Consider the following 17,494-nt stretch of genomic DNA (forward strand, 5'->3'; position numbering starts at 1 on the left):
CGGAAAATTTTGTTTATCAATTGCTGTGGGGGAGACCGATGAGTTTTTAACGCCATTTTGAAAGCAAACAGGTGTGTCACCGCCATACTTTCTCACTTTATTTATTGATTTTTATTTTTGTGATTTCCTGTGTGTTTCCATACTTAAGCGAAATAATACAAATGATTTTCATTCTTGGTGATTTGCCCGCAATTCTGCTATCTAAATGAAGGATTTCTCACCCGACAGACATTTATTCTCTGAGTCTGTGTAGAAAGAACAAATTTTCGACATAATAACCAAATTCGTTCCTTTAAAACAGAATTCTTTTTCCAATTCAGAGCGAAATAGTTTTTTACGTTACAAAAAGCTCTTTATTTAGATTAAATATTATCAAACACCTTGTCCTTTTTGTACTGCTTCTAAAATTGTCCTATATAACTGGCCTCAACTCCCAATAATTGGCATAGAGTTGATATATTTTTTGCTTTCAAGCTGTTCTACCATGAAAGCACCTATATCTTCACGGGAGATTGCAAAATTCATTTTCGTATCACCGAACCCAACCTTAACATTGTTTGTATAGGAAGCATTTTTGGGCGCCATAAAACGTACAATTGTCCAGTTGAGATTTGACTCTTGTACTAACTTTCCGATTTCTATCATTTCTTTTTTTGCTGTTGTAAGTCCAATTCCTGCAAGAATTCCGGGAACAACCGTAATGAATGATTTTTTATCTTTTTTAAAAGGCACACTTGGAGTTCCCCAATCAATAAGTCTTTTTACTCCATATTCCCTCATTGCAGTCAAAAGAATTTTATGACTCTCAAGGGATGCCATTGTTTCATATTTGCGTTTAAGTGGAATGCCGATACACCAAATGACAGCGTCTTGCCCTTGCATGGCAGTTTTCATAGATTTATTATCAGTTATTTCTCCTTGTACAATAGTTAGATTGCTATCTTTTATTTGAACTTTGTCTGGATTTCGCACATACGCCGTTACCGTATACCCTTTTTGAAGCGAATGCTTTAAGGCGTATTTGCCGATTCCTCCAGTTGCACCAAATATAATTACTTTCATCTGAACAACCTCCTTTACATATCCCTATACTAAAAGATGCAGCATATTTGTTTAAGTACGTTATTATTTAATAGATACTATTTAAAAAAGTAGTAATGGAGATAATGCTATGAAGAATTATGAGGATATTCGTATTGAAAACTGCCCTGTTGCGAGCGTTCAGAAAATAGTACATGGAAAATGGACAATGGTTATTATCTATTTTTTAAGTCGTGGAACACTTCGTTTTGGTGAATTAAGTCGTAAAATGCCAAAAGTTACACAAGCAAATCTTACTAAAGAACTTCGTATGCTAGAAAAGTACGGGTTAATACATCGTGAAGTTTATAGGGAAGTCCCACCAAAAGTGGAGTATTCACTAACTAATCTTGGACTCGATTTTTTGCCTGTTCTTGAGGAACTTGAAAAGTGGGCATTGATTTACGACAAAAATCAAGATGATTTTGTCAAAAGTAAACTGAACAAGCATTAAATGTAATAAAGGAATATATAAATAGTGTAAAAAAGACGCTGAAAAATGTCAGTGTATGCGCTGTTATTCCCAGGGTTTTCATTTATTCCATATCTTCCACTGGCAGGAAAAACCAGCACGGAAATTTTTTCGGTCAGTTTTATCAGCTTTTTTGACGGGAACGCTCCCTATTTTCCTTCAAACTTTGGTTCGGATTAATCCTGTAAGCTTGACGATTACTGCAATCAGAACCATCTTAAGAACGGGCGCTTGGGGTACCGGTGCGACGATGGTGTTAGTCAGTGGCGGTCTCATTATTTTGATTTTTATGTCGTTAACTGTGCTTGTTTATCAACGACGCGGTTAACAAATGGCAATGTTACACAGAAAAATCGTAGTCCGGCTATTGAGTCTGGACTACGATTTTTCGCTATTTGGTTCAATTCATACTGCTACCAATTGGTGCTGCAGTACAATACCGCGCTCCAGTGACTGGCTCTCTTGCTCCGAACTGATGAGTAGGCCTGACAAACGTTGGATAACCGCGATCCGCAGAAATTCAGATTCGGAAGTGGCCGCCGCAATTGCTGCCCAGGCGCCAGCCTCGGCGAGGTCACGGGACACAATGGTTGCCTGTGTAATTTTTTGGTTAGCACGATCAAAACGTTGAGTTGCTAGAGCACCATTTCGTAAACTGTAAACGGCCAACATCGTTTGCTGGTGACGACGTGAAGTTACACCAAGCGTCCACGTAAAGGCCGTATCGGCGGCTGTACCGACTTGGACGTTACCACTGGACTCAATGGCGACGGCGAAAACATGTTTATGACTCAGTAGTGGTGCCAAATATTTCCGATAGGCTTGTTGCATTGCCCACTGTTGAATCATTGTGTAAGTGATGCCATCTGTCATTAGCGTGGCTGGTGTTGCATTGTCGACAAACATAAACTGGTGTTGAAGGGGAACAAGTTCTTGTTTGGTAAGTGCCTGACGTGTCTCGATTGGATTGCCCGCATTGAGGGCAGGCGTGGTGATTTTATTGACGTGACGAAGAAAATGCCGGATATTACTCAGCGTTTGATCGAACAAAGTGTGGGCCTGATCGTCCGGTGTGACAACGCCCATTTTAATGGTGAAGGGTGTCCCAGCGACGTTAACAATGCGGGTCATAAATTTACTTTCTAAAGTTGTCATGATGAATTTCCTCCTCATGTAAGTGAATTGAAAATGGGTTATCACTCTCGCTGAAGTGATAAGAACATTTCCGTTTGGATTAATAATGAGTTTAAGGACGACATCATAAAGTCAGCTTAAATCCTGTCTAAGGAACTGCAAAGTTGGTAACGATTCGGTTGCGATGGCGCGATTTTGATGATGTAAGCGGTTAACTAACGAATTTTGAAAGTTTTACTTACGAAGCACAGAAAATTCTGCTAGTGTAACCTATTGTGCCAGCAGACGGTGATTCTTCACGGCAGTTGCTAGGCACGTATAGATTAGGAGGACTTTTTTGAACGAAACAGAAGACATTAAACGATTTCCAATTATGATTGGTCTACTACTTGGTGGATTTATTGCAATGTTTAGTGAAACGGCATTAAACATTGCGTTATCAAGTTTGGCCAAGCAAATGGATGTCCAAATGGGGACCATTCAATGGCTGGTTATTGGGTATTTATTGGTCGTAGGGATTCTACTACCACTTTCCGGTTTATTAACACGGTGGTTCACAACGCGGCAACTATTAGTATTTGCCTTAAGTGACTTTATCGTCGGCGCGGTAATTGCCGCACTGGCACCGTCATTTGGGATGCTGTTAGTTGGGCGAATGATTCAGGGGATCGCAACAGGGCTTATTTTGCCTCTAATTTATCTGGTCGCGCTTTCGATTTATCCAATGGATAAACGTGGTTCGGCAATGGGAATCATTGGGCTGGTAATCATGTTTGCACCAGCGATTGGACCAACTTTATCAGGATTGATTTTGGGTGCACTATCATGGCAGTACATTTTTTGGGTAATGGTACCGCTTTTGGCGATTGCACTTTTTCTAACGGTTACCTACACAAAAAATGTGGGTGAAATAACCCGACCACATGTTGATATATTATCAATCGTGGAATCAACATTGGGCTTTGGCGGCATTGTTATCGGCGTCAGCTTGGCCAGTGAAACGGGCTGGGGCTCATGGCAGGTTATCTTATCTCTGATGGTAGGGGTCGTCAGTTTAGCACTATTCTGCCAACGCCAATTAAACATTGATGAACCAATCCTAAATGTTCGTGCGTTTGGTATTCGCAACTTTTCTGTTGGTACAGGATTGGTGATGGTCGATTTTATGGTTATCATGAGTTCAATGTATCTACTTCCAACGTATTGGCAAGACGGGCTGATGGTTCCCGTCGCATTAACGGGTGTGCTAATGTTGCCAGGCGGCATTATTAATGCCTTAGTATCAACTGTGGCTGGACGTTTGTTTGATCGCATGGGTGGTCGTCGTCCAGTGATTGCCGGATTCTGCTTAGCGGCGATTGGTGCAATTTTATTGGTATTCACAAACAGTTCATCAGCATATTGGTACGTTGTCGTTGCCCATATGATTCTGATGATTGGTGCACCGCTTGCCATGTCACCATCTCAAGCATTCGGTCTGGGCGCACTGCCACCACAGATGGCTGCTGATGGCAGTAGCATCATGAACACGCTTCAACAAGTGTGTGGCGCGATTGCTACAGCACTTTCAACGAGTTTGATGAGCACTGGCGAAGCAGGTCAACGAACACGTGATGCCGTTTCATCCGGAACACGGATGGGCTTTATGCTAACGTTGGCATTGGCTATTATTGGGGTTATTGTCGCAACGGTATTTGTTCGGCAGCAACAAGTGCCAGCAGATGTTGAGGAAACTTCCGCTACGCAATCGGCAGGTCATGAAGCACCCGCTGAGCGTTAATATAACAGAATAAAATTCAAAAAAGTTGGGTAACAGTATCACCACGGAATGTGGCGGCGCTGTTACCCAACTTTTTAATTACGCCAATTGCTTAATGTGACGTTTACAAACGCATCAATCAGCGTCTGCTGGCGTGCTTGCTTATGGGTCAGCATGTGGGCATGAATTTCGTTGTGAATCGGACTGTCGATGGCGACTAACTCCCCATTTTGAAGTTCCTTTGTAATGGTTGCGGTTGGCAGATATGAATAGCCAATGCCGCTTTCGACCATTTCTTTAATGGCGGCGATGCTCCACAGTTCCATGATTTGTGGGCGGCGGTGAAAGTCACCCCATAGTGATCGTTCAAATTGATTACGATAGCTGCAGTCGGGCTCATTGATAATAAATGGTTCATGACGATCACTGATTAATTCCACAAACGTCTTTTGCTTGCTGGCGGCCGTTACTAACGTGAGGGATTGTTCGCCCAAATCATGCTCCACCAGTGTCGTAGTGGTTAAAGACGGCCACATCATGAAGGCGATATCGGCCTCGCCATCTTGTAACTGCTGTTGATTATAGGAACAGGTGGCATTGGCGATTTGCAGGTCAACATCAGGATATTGTTGGCGGAAGTTTTGGATAATGGTAGGTAGATGAGTGACAGTGAGAGATTCTGGAGCAGCGATGCGCAGTGTGCCTGCAACCGACGACTGGTCGGTCAAGTGTTTCACTTGTTGGAAGTCTGCTAACAATTGGTCAGCCAGCGGTCGCAAACGTTTGCCAGTGTCTGTTAAGAAAAGTTGGCGTCGTTCATATTTAAAAAGACTGCCACTTAGCTCTTGCTCCAATGCTTTCACTTGAGCTGACACCGTTGATTGGGTGTAGCCGAGTGTTTTGGCAGCCTTGGTAAAACTGCCTGTATCAAGAATGGTTTTAAAAGTCGTCAGTTGGCGAATTTCCACGTGTGATTGTCCTCCATCGATATAATCGATTGACAATATTAAAAATATCAATTTTACGAATGAATGGTTCACGTGTAAGCTTAAACCATCTTGAAGGGAGCAACAAGCATGAATATTGAACCATATCACACGGATGCACGATTAACGGCTGGTCTGGTGGATCTCATTGAATTTTGTCAAAACGATGAGGCTCATTTAGGAATTAAGATGATTGAACAGTCCGATGTTTTTGAAATTGAACATCACTATCAGGAAAATGGCGGTAACTTTTGGATTGCCCTAGATGACGATAAAGTGGTCGGGTCAATCGGTTTACTAAAAGTTGGGCAACAAACGGCCGTTTTGAAGAAACTGTTCACCTATCCAGAATATCGTGGTGAACCGCATCGGCTTGGTCGCAAGCTTTTCCAAACATTGCTGACGTACGCACAGGCACAACCAGATATTGATAAGCTGGTTCTTGACACACCAATGGGTGAGCATCGTTCGCACTTCTTTTATGAGAAGCAGGGTTTCAAACGTATTTCCCGGGAAAAGTTGACGGTTGATTATGAATTTCCGGATCGCGATTCGCTCATTTATGAACGTGAACTCTAAGCGTCAAATAGCTGTTCGGTCAGTGTTGGCAATAGCGAAAATGTCAGATGTTAATTTAAATTGAGCTGCAATTTCATTGCTAAAGCGGCAAATGCTGCATCAGCTGTGGATGATATTCTGAAGTCTGCAAACTGCGTGAACCAAGTTGCATGCGGATTGATTTCAATAACATGTTGCGGCGAGCAATGGCGATAATACCCGTTTGACCCAGTCACAATTGTGAGGTCACTTTGAGACAGCAATTCATCGGCTAACTGATCGTTTAAGGGGACGCGCCATGCGCCATCGGTCAAACGTTGGCGCACATAAGCATTGGCTTGTTTGAGGTTGGGTGGCAAAGTACCGCCAAGATGACGAAATGCTGGTTCTGGGGACAAAAGGCCGTGGCAAACGGGGCAACGTGGGATGTCTGAATGCAGTGCCTGAAGATTAAAGATACGGCCACATTGAAGACAAAAGTTAACGTTAATGCTGCCCCAGACTTCAATTACATGATGGTTACCAGCGAGCTGGTGCAGGTGATCAACATTGGTGGTGACAATGCCATCAATGAGGTGCTGTTCTTCTAACTGCGCAATAATTTGGTGAGCTTTAGTGGGACCATATTTGTGAATCGGATCCAGCATTTCCCGATGAAAACGCTGATAAAAGGCGGCAGGGTCATCTTCTAGCCAAGTTTGAGAGAATAACCCAAACTGATTGACGGCGGATTCCATATCGGGAATATGGCTTGGCACAGAGATGCCAGCGCCCGTGAGAAATGTTGGTCGGTGAGCCGCAGTCAGTTGTTTTGCCAGTTGTTCGATTTGTCGATCAAATACGGTTTGTCTTGGTTCCAGCATAAGCTCACCTTCCTTACATAGTCTCATACTGTCAGTGTAGCGAAATTATTCTGCAGAGTGAGTGAACTCGTTTAAGTCGACAAAAAAATGACATTTACGCGCAAACACAAATATCATTAACATTATTATTTTGCACTATCGTTCAGTGCTTGCTCTTTAGGGTGGTTCTTAAGAAAAATCGCATAATCCTTTTCTACTTGAGGAATATAAGCTTCAGCCCAGTCTGTCATTGCTCGGTCAAATTTCTTAGAGTCATCGATATAACCGGCGATCATTGGTCCGGTCGGTGTCTGACAGTGGTCCACTGCCAACAAACGACCACATGATTCAGCATACACATGAAATTGATCTTCACTGAGGCTGGCAAGATCGACGGAGGTTTTCATGTCCCTAAATTGGCGAACATAAAAACTGTGCTTTTTACTTTGGAAATAACCTAAAAAGGGATCAGATGCGGATTGTAGAATTTTCTGACTGTCAATAATGCGGCGGCCTTCATTTTCTTCAAATGTTGAGGTCAAAGCCAGTTGACGCTCGGCACCAGTTTTTCTAGTCGGCAAAGCTTCCTTGATCTGTAATACAAGGTGACTGCCATCAATACTAGTGAGCAGAACCAAATAACAGCGTGAGCCAAAGCTGCCGACACCCACACAATGACGGGCGATATCAGTGACATGATATTGCGATAATAACAATGCAATGTCGGTCCGCACGGTGGAACGATAATCGGCAAGGTAATCGATAATATTACGCGTGACATCATCATTGGTGTGACGCGTAATTTTTGCGTTATCTACAAAACGCAAACCAGCGTCGGTCGTTTGTGTGAACTTTTTAACGACTTGTTCTGAGTTCCGTTTGCCAGCTTTATCCAAGAAATACTGAATCATCTCAGCTGTTGGATCACCTTCCGGAACAGCGCCAAGAATGCTGGCCACGTCGTTTGCTGGATAGAAACGGTCAATTGTCGACCGTTTGATACTGGCCTCAATGCCCGCCCGATAACTTTTGGCCACGTTCCGTGTGATTTTATGAATCTTTTTATCTGTGTAACCATTCTCGCGGCCAGCTAAAATAACGCTCACTAGCAGGCGTTTGACATCGCGCTCCCAGGAGTTCACGCCAGCTTCATCAAAATCATTTAAGTCAAAGACCAATCTTCGTTCGGGAGAGGCGAAGAAACCGAAATTTCCCAAGTGTGCATCGCCTGAAATGATGACGGGAATGTGGGTACTTGCTTGGTGGTTGAGGTCAAACGCCATTAGCTCGGCAGTGCCACGAAAGAACGTGAAAGCTGATACGCCCATTCGCCGATACCGCTCAGGCAGTAATTCAGGAACTAGCATATCTGAAATACGTTGCATTAAGAGCGTTGGATCCCGTTGCGTTTGTTTGAATGTGCCGAGTGCATCAAAGGGGACCTTTTCACGTAATTTGTCGCCCATGTGCTCTAAGTCCGTTTGGCTGCTATTGACGATGATGTTATTGATGTCTAGACCGCGATTTGCCATGAAAGTTAAGGATGCCTCCTGAGTAAATATTGGTTTGATTATACTCCGTGGTTCGGTATAGAAACAAACATTGCCAAATTTTGACACCAAAAAAAGGCTATCCAACCGCCACTAGTTGGATAGCCCTCGATACAAAATTATAAATACTTCTTTACAGATACTTGGCGTCCGCTTCATGATCCTGACTCGACAAGATCTTTGGACCATCTTTGGTAATAGCTAAAGTGTGTTCATACTGGCAACTCAGGCTGCCATCAGCTGTACGAACAGTCCAGCCATCGTCGGCGACGGGTGCACAGCGCCAATCACCGACATTAACCATGGGTTCGATGGTAATGGTCATGCCATCACGCAAACGTAATCCTTTACCAGCTTCACCGTATGCAGGAACCATTGGATCTTCATGCATCGTAGGCTGAATGCCATGGCCGACGTATTCGCGAACGTCACCGTAGCCCATTTCGTCTTCAACGTAGTGTTGAATAGCATAACCGATGTCACCGATCCGGTTACCGACAACTGCTTGGTCGATACCAAGATACAAAGCCTTCTTAGTAACTTCCATCAACTTTTTAACTTCATCGCTGACATCGCCAACCGCGAAAGCCCAGCAAGAATCTGACATGTAACCATCTACACTAATAACTGTGTCGACTTTGACCAGATCACCGTTTTTTAATAACAGGTCCTTACGTGGGAAAGCGTGACAAACTTCGTCGTTAACGCTGACACAAGTAGCAAAGTCGTACCCTTCGAAGCCTTTTTCTTCAGGCTTGGCGTTGTGTTCTTCAAAGTAACGTACGGCAAACTTTTCGATGTCCCAGCTCGAAATGCCGGGCTTGATGATGTCACGTAAACCGATGTGCATACCGGCCAACACAGCACCAGCTTTACGCATACCCTCGATTTCACGAGGTGATTTCAATGTAATCATGACTATTTTCTCTTCCTTTTGTCTTTGATAACTATACTTATTTAGTATAACCATTTTAGGATAAAAAGAGTAGCGTCTCGCTTGAAAAGGCTTGTCGCCCTTACCTTTTGCATTTCTGTAGTGAGTTAACTATGATGAATATTGAGAGAACAAAGGGGCGAATAATGATGAGTAACGAAATTTCAGGAATTAATGATACGAAGACATTGTCAAACGGCGTTGAGATGCCACGTTTGGGATTGGGTGTCTGGCAAGCTGAGCCGAAGGATGCTGTGAATGCTGTGAGTTCGGCAATTCAGATGGGCTATCCAATGATTGATACTGCTAAGGCCTATGGCAATGAACAACAAGTTGGTGAGGGTATCAAACAGGGATTGGCAGCCGCTGGTAAAAAGCGCGAAGACTTATTTGTGACGACCAAACTTGCCAATTCTGATCAAGGGTACGAATCCACGTTGACTAATTTCGATGCCAGTTTGAAACGTTTAGGCTTGGATTATGTAGATTTATATCTCATTCACTGGCCAGTTGCCGGCAAGTGGGCCGAAACTTGGCGTGCGTTTGAAAAGATTTATCAAGATGGTAAGGCACGTGCCATTGGGGTCTGCAATTTCTCTGAACAGACGATGAAGTCATTGATCGCGTTAAGTGATATCACGCCAATGGTTGACCAGGTCGAATTTCATCCATGGTTGCAACAGCCGTCTCTGAAGAAGTACTTAGCCGACACCGGTATTCAACAAGAAGCGTGGTCACCACTTGGTGGGACTGGTGGTTCCTTAATGAAAGAACCTGTAATTCAGGCGATTGCTAAGAAGCACGGCAAATCAGCTGCTCAAGTGTTAATTCGCTGGGATTTACAGAATGGATTGGTGACGATTCCGAAATCTGTTCATCCAGAATACATTAAGCAAAACGCCGATGTGTATGATTTCAGTTTGGACGATGATGATATGAAACAATTGGCTGCTATGGAGCAGAACAAACGGACTAGCTACTGGCTAACCAGTTTCGATTGGTACTTCGGTGATGAAAAATAGTTTGTAGACATTACGTGCCACATTCGTTAAGCGTGTGGCGCGTTTTTGGTTGCAGGTCAAAAGAAACGGTATTGTCGATTCAGTGCGGTGGATGCCGCTTGCGGTTGGCAACATTGACACACTCGCCGTGGGACCGGTTCAAGCCGGAAGAGCGCCGTCTATCACCTCGCCGCCAAGCCTCGTGAAGACCGTGAGTCTTGGCGCCCGTCCGTGTTGTAAATTCGGGAGAACCATTCGGATTAACAACACCTTCACAGCGTGGTGTCAATGTTGCCGTCCTCCGGCTGATGTAGTAATAGTTTTTGAGAAAGTATCATTTATCAGTAAGTGTGTAGGCAATGCAACCATTATTGTGATGTTAGGGATGGTCCAAGGCAGTTTTTCCTTGCTATAAAGATGTGGTCAGATGATTTATTGGTTGCCGACTTGTTTACAACCACAACAGACAGCTGTTTAATGAGAACTATCATTTCTAGGAGTGGAGTTCTTTTATGGTCAAAACACAGATTGGTTTACTGAGCACGATTGATCGGCTTAAACTTCCTGCTAAACAGCTTAGTCAGGTCTTAACGATAATTGAACGAGAATTTGACAGTGCCGTTATCACGGTTACAGACACCACGAATCCGAGTGTGTTGACGCTCATTCAAGAAACTACCGTGAACTCATTTTCGGTTCCTCGTAACGGTGCAGCCAATGGTCGTCGTTTAGCGGTTTCAAAGTTTGTCGAAGTTAGTAGGCTATCTGATAGCTCATTGATTCTACATATTGATTTCGATAAGCTCGCCACAATGATTATTCGAAAACCTGATGCTTTTCACCAACTTATTACGAAGATGCGACTTGGGATTTCATTTGATTATGCCTGTGTTAATCGTTCGTCAGAAAATATGCAAACGTATCCGAAGGCATGGACAGACACAGAAACGTGTACGAATAAGTGTGCTCAGGCATTCTTTGGGTTATCAAATTTCACCGATTTTACATCCGGTGCTGCAATTATCAGGCAGAAATTTTTATCATTTATAAGTGAAGCATCAAACGCCAAGATGATTGATGCTGAGTGGCCACTTATTGTTAAGCAGCATAATGGGCAGATAGGCAGCGTAGAAACTGCAGGCTTGCCATTTACCCAATTGAATCGCGAGGTGACGCAAAAGCCTCTCTGGCAACGCTATGCTGACCGAATCAGGTTAGTTCAACAGATTATCGAACCGTTAACGCAAGAATAAAAAATAACGCTTGAAATTGGGTAATAGTCATAAACTAATACTCAGTTTCAGGCGTCTATTTAGTTAAAAATATCAGTTAATTATTTTTTGCGATTAAATTCTGTAAAACCGCTATCTTTGGCTGTTTCGATTGTTTTAACCAGTGTTGGCATGAAGCCGTCACCCAGTTCGTTTTCGAGGGAGTCGAGGATTTCCTTTTCGTGCTCACGGAAATCAACAACTAGTTTTTCTCCCTTTGAGGTTGGCGCCAGAAAATGACGCCGACGATCCTTAGCATCGGTCTCTGAACGAATGTATTTTTTCTTCATCAATCCAGTGATTGCTTGAGAAACGGCCGATTCAGAGACGTTAACACGGTCTGACAAATCAGTCAGGTTTGTTTTAATATCAGTTACAATCGCCACTAGAACACCTAATTCACTGTTGTTTAAATCATATTTAGCTGCGTATGCACTGAAACGTTGATACAAAATACGAAAATCACGAATGACAACAGTTTCAAATTGAAAGAAAGTGTCGTTGTTGTCTAGTTCACTCATGATATGTTTCCGCCCATTGCCGGAATCAGTAACTCGCTTAAAATTTTAATAACTTTATTATATCAGGTTATCGCCGTCATGACAGGCTTTTTAGAACTTATTTGATTAACTTTCTATACCAGGTGATTTTTATCCAGAATTTAGGTCAATTTGAGGAAGATTTGTGGGACTGATTTTAAATAATTAGCACCAAGAAAAAGGTTAAGGACAGTCATTCTTTTTAATAAGAAATGGCGTAAATGTATGATTGTTAAATAAATCAACTAATATCAAAATAATAATTGTTTTATTGCAATGATTAGTAATTTACATGTTAGTGGAGGCAGGCAGAGCCGTAGTTTCGTGAAAGCGATACTTATGTGATGTATTTTTGACCGCCGAGTATTGCGAAACGAGTTTGACAACATCGTTTTTAATGGTCTCAAGTTGAAGTTAAGAACCGTGTACTTCGGGCTGGAACCGGTGACCATGAAACATAGCCACCGCCTAAGGTAACGGAAACTAAAGCACACTTCAAAAAGTGCATCACCTCACATTATCAAACATAATCACCATCTTTACACTTGACTATAATCTGGTCGGCAGGTTACGCTACTCCTGATCGATTTGCAGATGATAGTGATGTGATCGATGATTAACCGCCGTTTGAAATGGCCGCCCGCTGCGCTTTACCGCCATGAATTGCAGCGAGAATGGCCGGTTGAATTCGTGTTCTACAACACAATGACGATAAAAACGAATTGCCCTTGATAAAGAAAGGAAGCAAAATTTTGGCTAATCAAATTAAACATACAAAAGTTGTTCTTGTTGGTGACGGGGCTGTTGGCTCCTCATATGCGTTTGCAATGATGCAACAGCAAGTTGCCGATGAATTAGTAATTGTTGATATTCAACAAGATCACATCAAAGGGGATGCCCTTGACTTAGAAGACGTTCAACCTTTTACGTCGCCATTGGATGTCCATGCAGGCAGTTATGCCGATGCTGGTGATGCAGACTTAGTTGTCATTACTGCCGGTGTTCCGCGTAAACCGGGTGAAACGCGTTTGGACCTTGTTAATAAGAACATGAAAATTTTGGAATCCATTGTGACACCGGTTGTTGACAGTGGTTTCAAAGGCACCTTCATTGTTTCTGCTAACCCTGTTGATGTGTTGACAACCGCTACACAGCGTTTGTCAGGATTCCCGAAGAACCGAGTTATCGGGACTGGTACGTCCTTGGATAGTAGTCGTTGGCAAGTTGCTTTAGCCCACAAACTGAATGTCGATTTGCGCAGTGTTAACGCGGACATTCTCGGCGAACATGGGGATAGCGAATTTGCTGCCTATTCCGCTGCGACGGTTGACGGCCAACCACTGTTGGATGTTGCCAAGAAGGCAGGCGTTTCACAGGCTGAACTTGAACAGTTGGAACAAGAAACACGTACCAAGGGTGGTAGCATTATCAAACTGAAGGGGGCCACATTCTATGGTGTCGCTACCAGTTTGATGACATTGAGCCGTGCGGTATTACACAATGAAAATATTGTGTTACCCGTTGGTGCACCAGTTGATGGTCAATATGGCCTGTCCGATATGTACATTGGCACACCAGCACTGATCAACGAAAATGGGATTGCCAAAGTTCTTGAAGTTCCGTTAACTGATGCAGAACAAGCCAAGATGGTTGCTTCAGCTAAGCAACTTAAGCAAGTGCTTGATGACGCAATGAACTAAAAATGATTTCAATGAAACGTTGCCGTATATGGTGACGTTTTTTAGTTTGCACGATGAAGTTTGTCAAAAAAATTTGTAAACACCATTTTCGTTTCGATTTTCACAATGATTGCTAGCTAATGTAAATGGGCGAAAACAAGTCCTTACGGCAATTGTAAAGCACTCAATAGCAAGCTATTAATGTTTTTAATGGTAACCGCTTCGTTTGACTATAATTATTTGCACCTAGTAAACTTAGAAGTGTTAAGTGAATGAGGTCACAAACTGGATTAAACGTTCCACCGACCTCGCTTTTTATTTGTTTATGTTTGTTACTAAATACACAAAGAACTGGAGGCACATTTTGATGTCAGATTATCGTGTTGAAGAAGATACCATTGGGCCAGTTAAGATTCCTAGCGAAGCACTATGGGGACCACAAACCGAACGGAGTCGCAACAACTTCCCAACAGGGCAATTCATGCCAATTGCAATTATTCGCGCCCTGTTACAGATCAAAAAAGCTGCTGCCGAAGCCAATCAGGAATTGGATCAAATTAGTGCAGAAAAGGGTCAACTCATCATTCGCGCCATCGATGAGTTACTGAGCTTGAGCGACGAAGACTTACGTAAGGACTTCCCACTTCGTGTTTACCAGACTGGTTCTGGTACGCAAACGAACATGAACACAAACGAAGTCGTAGCCCACGAAGCTGCTAAGTTGGATGACTCAATTGAAATCCTTCCTAACGATGACGTGAACCATGGTCAGAGTTCAAACGACATTTTCCCAACGGCGATGAACATCACCGCTAGTGTTGCCGTTAAAGAATTGGAAGATTCGGCACAACACTTGATTGATGAGCTGAAGGTTAAGCAGGACAAGTACTGGCGGACAGTTAAGATTGGCCGGACTCACTTGCAAGACGCAACGCCATTGACGTTTGGGCAAGAAATCAGTGGTTGGGTCAGCATGTTAGAACATGACCTGGGCTACTTGAAGAGTTTAGATGGCACATTGCTTGAATTAGCGATGGGTGGTACTGCAGTTGGTACTGGTTTAAACGCTGCGCCTGGTTTCGCTGATGACATTGCTGCCCGGATGAGCAAAGTTTACGGGCCTGCTTTCACAGCTAAAACGAACAAGTTCTATGGTTTGGCCGCACACTCCAACCTTGACGTTGTTCACGGTGCGATGAAGACCTTGGCTGCTGATCTGATGAAGATTGCCAACGATGTGCGTTTCTTAGCTAGTGGCCCGCGTGCTGCCTACGCTGAATTGAACATTCCTGCTAACGAACCTGGATCATCAATCATGCCTGGTAAGGTTAACCCAACGCAGGCTGAAGCGATTACGATGGCCGCCGTTCGGGTAATGGGTAACGATGTGGTTGTGACCATGGCTTCTTCACAGGGTAACTTCGAAATGAACGTGTACAAACCAGTACTGATCGACGCTTTCCTTGAATCAGCCGAATTGTTACGTGGTACGATGACCGGCTTTGCTGACAAGATGATCCATGGTTTGACAGTTAACGAAGAACGCATGGAAGAATTGGTCGACAATTCATTGATGACGGTTACGGCTTTGTCACCACACATTGGGTACCACGACAGTGCCAAAATTGCTCAGCAAGCTGACCAAGACGGAACCACATTACGTGTTGCTGCCTTGAAGTCTGGCAAAGTTACTGCTGAACAGTTCGACGAATGGGTTGATCCATTGAAGATGACGAACATCGACCGCAAGTAAACGACAGTCGGGTTATTCGTTTGAACAAAGTACTATCAGTATTAAAAAACATTTCTTGATTAACAATGTGTTGTACAACTCCTGAGGACAAGATGTCAGGGGTTGTCTGCGCGTTTAGGGATATACCGTAAATATCCATGTTGGTTAGGTTGGCGCTGACATCGCAAGATGCACGCACCTTAGAATGTGAAGAAACGGCCTTCGTCGATTAAGCGTCGGTGAGGGCACGAGAGGGATAAAACATGAAGCTTGAAAACGTTAAGTACAAAAATTTTCTGTGGCCAGTGTTAGTTGGACTGATCATTTGGTTCCTTGCACCAATTCGCCCAGACGCTGTTAGTTTAGCAGCTTGGCATATGCTTGCCATCTTCGTTGGGACGATCATTGCCTGTATCACTCAACCAATCGCAATTGGTGGGGTTGCTTTAATCGGGGTCACACTGACAGTCCTGCTTGGCATCGTACCAATGAAAGATGCCACAACTGCATTTGGTAACAACACGGTTTGGTTGATCGCGATGGCTTACTTCTTGTCACGTGGGTTCATCAAGACTGGTTTTGGTCGGCGGGTAGCGCTGATCTTCGTGCGTTTGTTTGGTAAACGGACGTTAGGCTTGGCCTACTCACTAGTCGGTGTTGACTTGGTTACTGCCCCTGCCACACCAAGTAACACGGCCCGTGCCGGTGGGATTATCTTTCCAATTATCGAATCACTAGCAACAACGTTTGGTTCACACCCTAAAGACGGGACTGAACGTAAGATTGGTTCGTTCCTTGTTTATACCGAATTCCAAGGGGACATCATTACTTCAGCAATGTTCCTGACTGCGATGGCACCAAACTTGGTTGCCGTTGCAATGGCCGGTAAAGCTGGCGTTCACATTACGTGGATCAGCTGGTTCATCGCCGCTCTGGTGCCTGGGATTATTAGTTTGATTTGTGTGCCATACATTATTTACAAGTTATATCCACCAGAGGTTAAGGAAACACCAAACGCCAAGGACTGGGCTGACAAAGAATTAGCTGACATGGGACCAATGAGCACGCCTGAAAAGATCATGATGAGCGTCTTCTTGATTGCCTTGCTACTTTGGATCGCTTCAAGTTTCATCGGTTTGGATGCAACCTTGGTTGCCTTTATCGCAGTTTCACTATTGTTGTTAACAGGTGTTCTTTCTGTTCAAGATATCTTGAAGGAAACTGGTGCTTGGAATACATTGATTTGGTTCTCAATCCTGATCTTTATGGCAAACGAACTGACTCAATTAGGCTTGATCAAATGGTTATCTTCATCAATCGGCACGGCACTGCATGGTGTTAGCTGGATGATGGTGCTAGTCATTCTGTTTATCTTCTATTTCTACACACATTACTTGTTTGCTTCTGGTACTGCCCACGTTACGGCAATGTACGCTGCACTTCTAGCTGTTGCATTAGCTGCTGGGGTGCCACATATGTTAGCCGCAATTATGTTGGCCTTTGCAGGTCCACTGTTTAGTTCGACTACGCACTATGCAAGTGGCCCGGCCACAGTGCTGTTTGGTTCTGGCTTCGTGAAGCAGTCCGACTGGTGGCGTCTAAACGCCATCCTAGGTGTCTTTTACATCGTCGTATGGCTAGGCGGTGGTCTGCTTTGGACCAAAGTATTGGGTATGTGGTAATAGAAAAGTGAGCGTGAGCAGGCCGGGTTTGACCCCGAGCAATAACATGGAGGTGAAGAATTCGGCGGTTTTCCGAATAATTCAGCTTCGGGTTATGCACAGGGGTCAGGTCTGCGAGCGCGTTATGGCTATGTAATAGTAAAGAAGTTATCCAAAATCTTTTGAACTTAATACCAATCAAGAAGAACCGAAATCGTGCTTTTGACGATTTCGGTTCTTTTCGTCCAATGAACCTCAACTCAATCTGCTGGAAATTTGCAGCATAACGATGCTAC

General features: G+C 43.7%; 15 protein-coding genes and 1 pseudogene. 9 read left to right on the forward strand and 7 right to left on the reverse strand.

The window, feature by feature from the left end:
• Positions 1 to 426: 426 nt before the first annotated feature.
• Positions 427 to 1,062 carry an NAD(P)-dependent oxidoreductase gene (locus tag LDK34_RS01520; RefSeq protein ID WP_236941295.1) on the reverse strand — a complete coding sequence of 212 codons (636 nt, stop codon included), beginning with the start codon at positions 1,060 to 1,062 and terminating at the stop codon, positions 427 to 429.
• A 109-nt stretch (positions 1,063 to 1,171) separates the two neighbouring features.
• Here LDK34_RS01520 and LDK34_RS01525 point away from each other — a divergent pair, with 109 nt between their 5' ends.
• Both LDK34_RS01525 and LDK34_RS01530 read left to right on the forward strand, forming a co-directional pair.
• Positions 1,172 to 1,534, forward strand: a complete 363-nt coding sequence (locus LDK34_RS01525) for a winged helix-turn-helix transcriptional regulator (RefSeq protein WP_236941296.1) — start codon at positions 1,172 to 1,174, stop codon at positions 1,532 to 1,534.
• Positions 1,535 to 1,676: 142 nt separating this feature from the next.
• Positions 1,677 to 1,880: pseudogene (locus LDK34_RS01530) on the forward strand (ABC transporter permease); the annotation flags it as partial.
• A 77-nt stretch (positions 1,881 to 1,957) separates the two neighbouring features.
• On the opposite strand, the gene LDK34_RS01535 reads toward LDK34_RS01530, so the two are convergent.
• The gene (locus tag LDK34_RS01535) at positions 1,958 to 2,707 is read right to left on the reverse strand and encodes a hypothetical protein (protein WP_236941297.1); all 750 of its coding nucleotides are present in this window, start codon (positions 2,705 to 2,707) and stop codon (positions 1,958 to 1,960) included.
• A gap of 316 nt (positions 2,708 to 3,023) precedes the next feature.
• Here LDK34_RS01535 and LDK34_RS01540 point away from each other — a divergent pair, with 316 nt between their 5' ends.
• Positions 3,024 to 4,466 (forward strand): MDR family MFS transporter, encoded by a 1,443-nt coding sequence (locus LDK34_RS01540; protein ID WP_236941298.1) that lies wholly within the window; start codon positions 3,024 to 3,026, stop codon positions 4,464 to 4,466.
• Between the two features lie 74 nt (positions 4,467 to 4,540).
• On the opposite strand, the gene LDK34_RS01545 is transcribed toward LDK34_RS01540, so the two are convergent.
• The gene (locus tag LDK34_RS01545; RefSeq protein WP_236941299.1) at positions 4,541 to 5,413 is read right to left on the reverse strand and encodes a LysR family transcriptional regulator; all 873 of its coding nucleotides are present in this window, start codon (positions 5,411 to 5,413) and stop codon (positions 4,541 to 4,543) included.
• Positions 5,414 to 5,521: 108 nt separating this feature from the next.
• On the opposite strand from LDK34_RS01545, the gene LDK34_RS01550 reads away from it, so the two are divergent.
• Positions 5,522 to 6,010 carry a GNAT family N-acetyltransferase gene (locus LDK34_RS01550; protein WP_236941300.1) on the forward strand — a complete coding sequence of 163 codons (489 nt, stop codon included), beginning with the start codon at positions 5,522 to 5,524 and terminating at the stop codon, positions 6,008 to 6,010.
• A 50-nt stretch (positions 6,011 to 6,060) separates the two neighbouring features.
• Here LDK34_RS01550 and LDK34_RS01555 read toward each other — a convergent pair whose 3' ends face one another.
• From LDK34_RS01555 to map, 3 genes are all read right to left on the reverse strand, one after another.
• A complete protein-coding gene (locus LDK34_RS01555) occupies positions 6,061 to 6,852 on the reverse strand; it encodes an SIR2 family NAD-dependent protein deacylase (protein ID WP_236941301.1) in 792 nt (263 codons plus the stop codon).
• A gap of 125 nt (positions 6,853 to 6,977) precedes the next feature.
• Positions 6,978 to 8,363 carry a DUF2252 domain-containing protein gene (locus tag LDK34_RS01560; RefSeq protein ID WP_236941302.1) on the reverse strand — a complete coding sequence of 462 codons (1,386 nt, stop codon included), beginning with the start codon at positions 8,361 to 8,363 and terminating at the stop codon, positions 6,978 to 6,980.
• A 151-nt stretch (positions 8,364 to 8,514) separates the two neighbouring features.
• A complete protein-coding gene (gene map, locus LDK34_RS01565) occupies positions 8,515 to 9,297 on the reverse strand; it encodes a type I methionyl aminopeptidase (protein ID WP_017261265.1) in 783 nt (260 codons plus the stop codon).
• A gap of 164 nt (positions 9,298 to 9,461) precedes the next feature.
• Here map and LDK34_RS01570 point away from each other — a divergent pair, with 164 nt between their 5' ends.
• The gene (locus LDK34_RS01570; RefSeq protein ID WP_236941303.1) at positions 9,462 to 10,337 is read left to right on the forward strand and encodes an aldo/keto reductase; all 876 of its coding nucleotides are present in this window, start codon (positions 9,462 to 9,464) and stop codon (positions 10,335 to 10,337) included.
• 491 nt (positions 10,338 to 10,828) lie between these two features.
• Positions 10,829 to 11,569: a hypothetical protein gene (locus LDK34_RS01575; RefSeq protein ID WP_236941304.1), complete on the forward strand. Its 741-nt coding sequence runs from the start codon at positions 10,829 to 10,831 to the stop codon at positions 11,567 to 11,569.
• A gap of 80 nt (positions 11,570 to 11,649) precedes the next feature.
• On the opposite strand, the gene LDK34_RS01580 is transcribed toward LDK34_RS01575, so the two are convergent.
• Positions 11,650 to 12,108 (reverse strand): MarR family winged helix-turn-helix transcriptional regulator, encoded by a 459-nt coding sequence (locus LDK34_RS01580; RefSeq protein ID WP_236941305.1) that lies wholly within the window; start codon positions 12,106 to 12,108, stop codon positions 11,650 to 11,652.
• Positions 12,109 to 12,878: 770 nt separating this feature from the next.
• Here LDK34_RS01580 and LDK34_RS01585 point away from each other — a divergent pair.
• The 3 genes from LDK34_RS01585 to LDK34_RS01595 all read left to right on the forward strand — a co-directional run bounded on the left by LDK34_RS01585 (position 12,879) and on the right by LDK34_RS01595 (position 17,219).
• The gene (locus tag LDK34_RS01585) at positions 12,879 to 13,826 is read left to right on the forward strand and encodes an L-lactate dehydrogenase (protein WP_236941306.1); all 948 of its coding nucleotides are present in this window, start codon (positions 12,879 to 12,881) and stop codon (positions 13,824 to 13,826) included.
• Between the two features lie 346 nt (positions 13,827 to 14,172).
• Positions 14,173 to 15,558: a class II fumarate hydratase gene (locus tag LDK34_RS01590; RefSeq protein WP_017261255.1), complete on the forward strand. Its 1,386-nt coding sequence runs from the start codon at positions 14,173 to 14,175 to the stop codon at positions 15,556 to 15,558.
• 242 nt (positions 15,559 to 15,800) lie between these two features.
• Positions 15,801 to 17,219, forward strand: a complete 1,419-nt coding sequence (locus LDK34_RS01595; protein WP_152323483.1) for an anion permease — start codon at positions 15,801 to 15,803, stop codon at positions 17,217 to 17,219.
• Positions 17,220 to 17,494 lie beyond the last annotated feature (275 nt).

This window comes from Furfurilactobacillus milii, from assembly GCF_021654115.1.
In the GTDB taxonomy this organism is placed as follows: Bacteria; Bacillota; Bacilli; order Lactobacillales; family Lactobacillaceae; genus Furfurilactobacillus; species Furfurilactobacillus milii.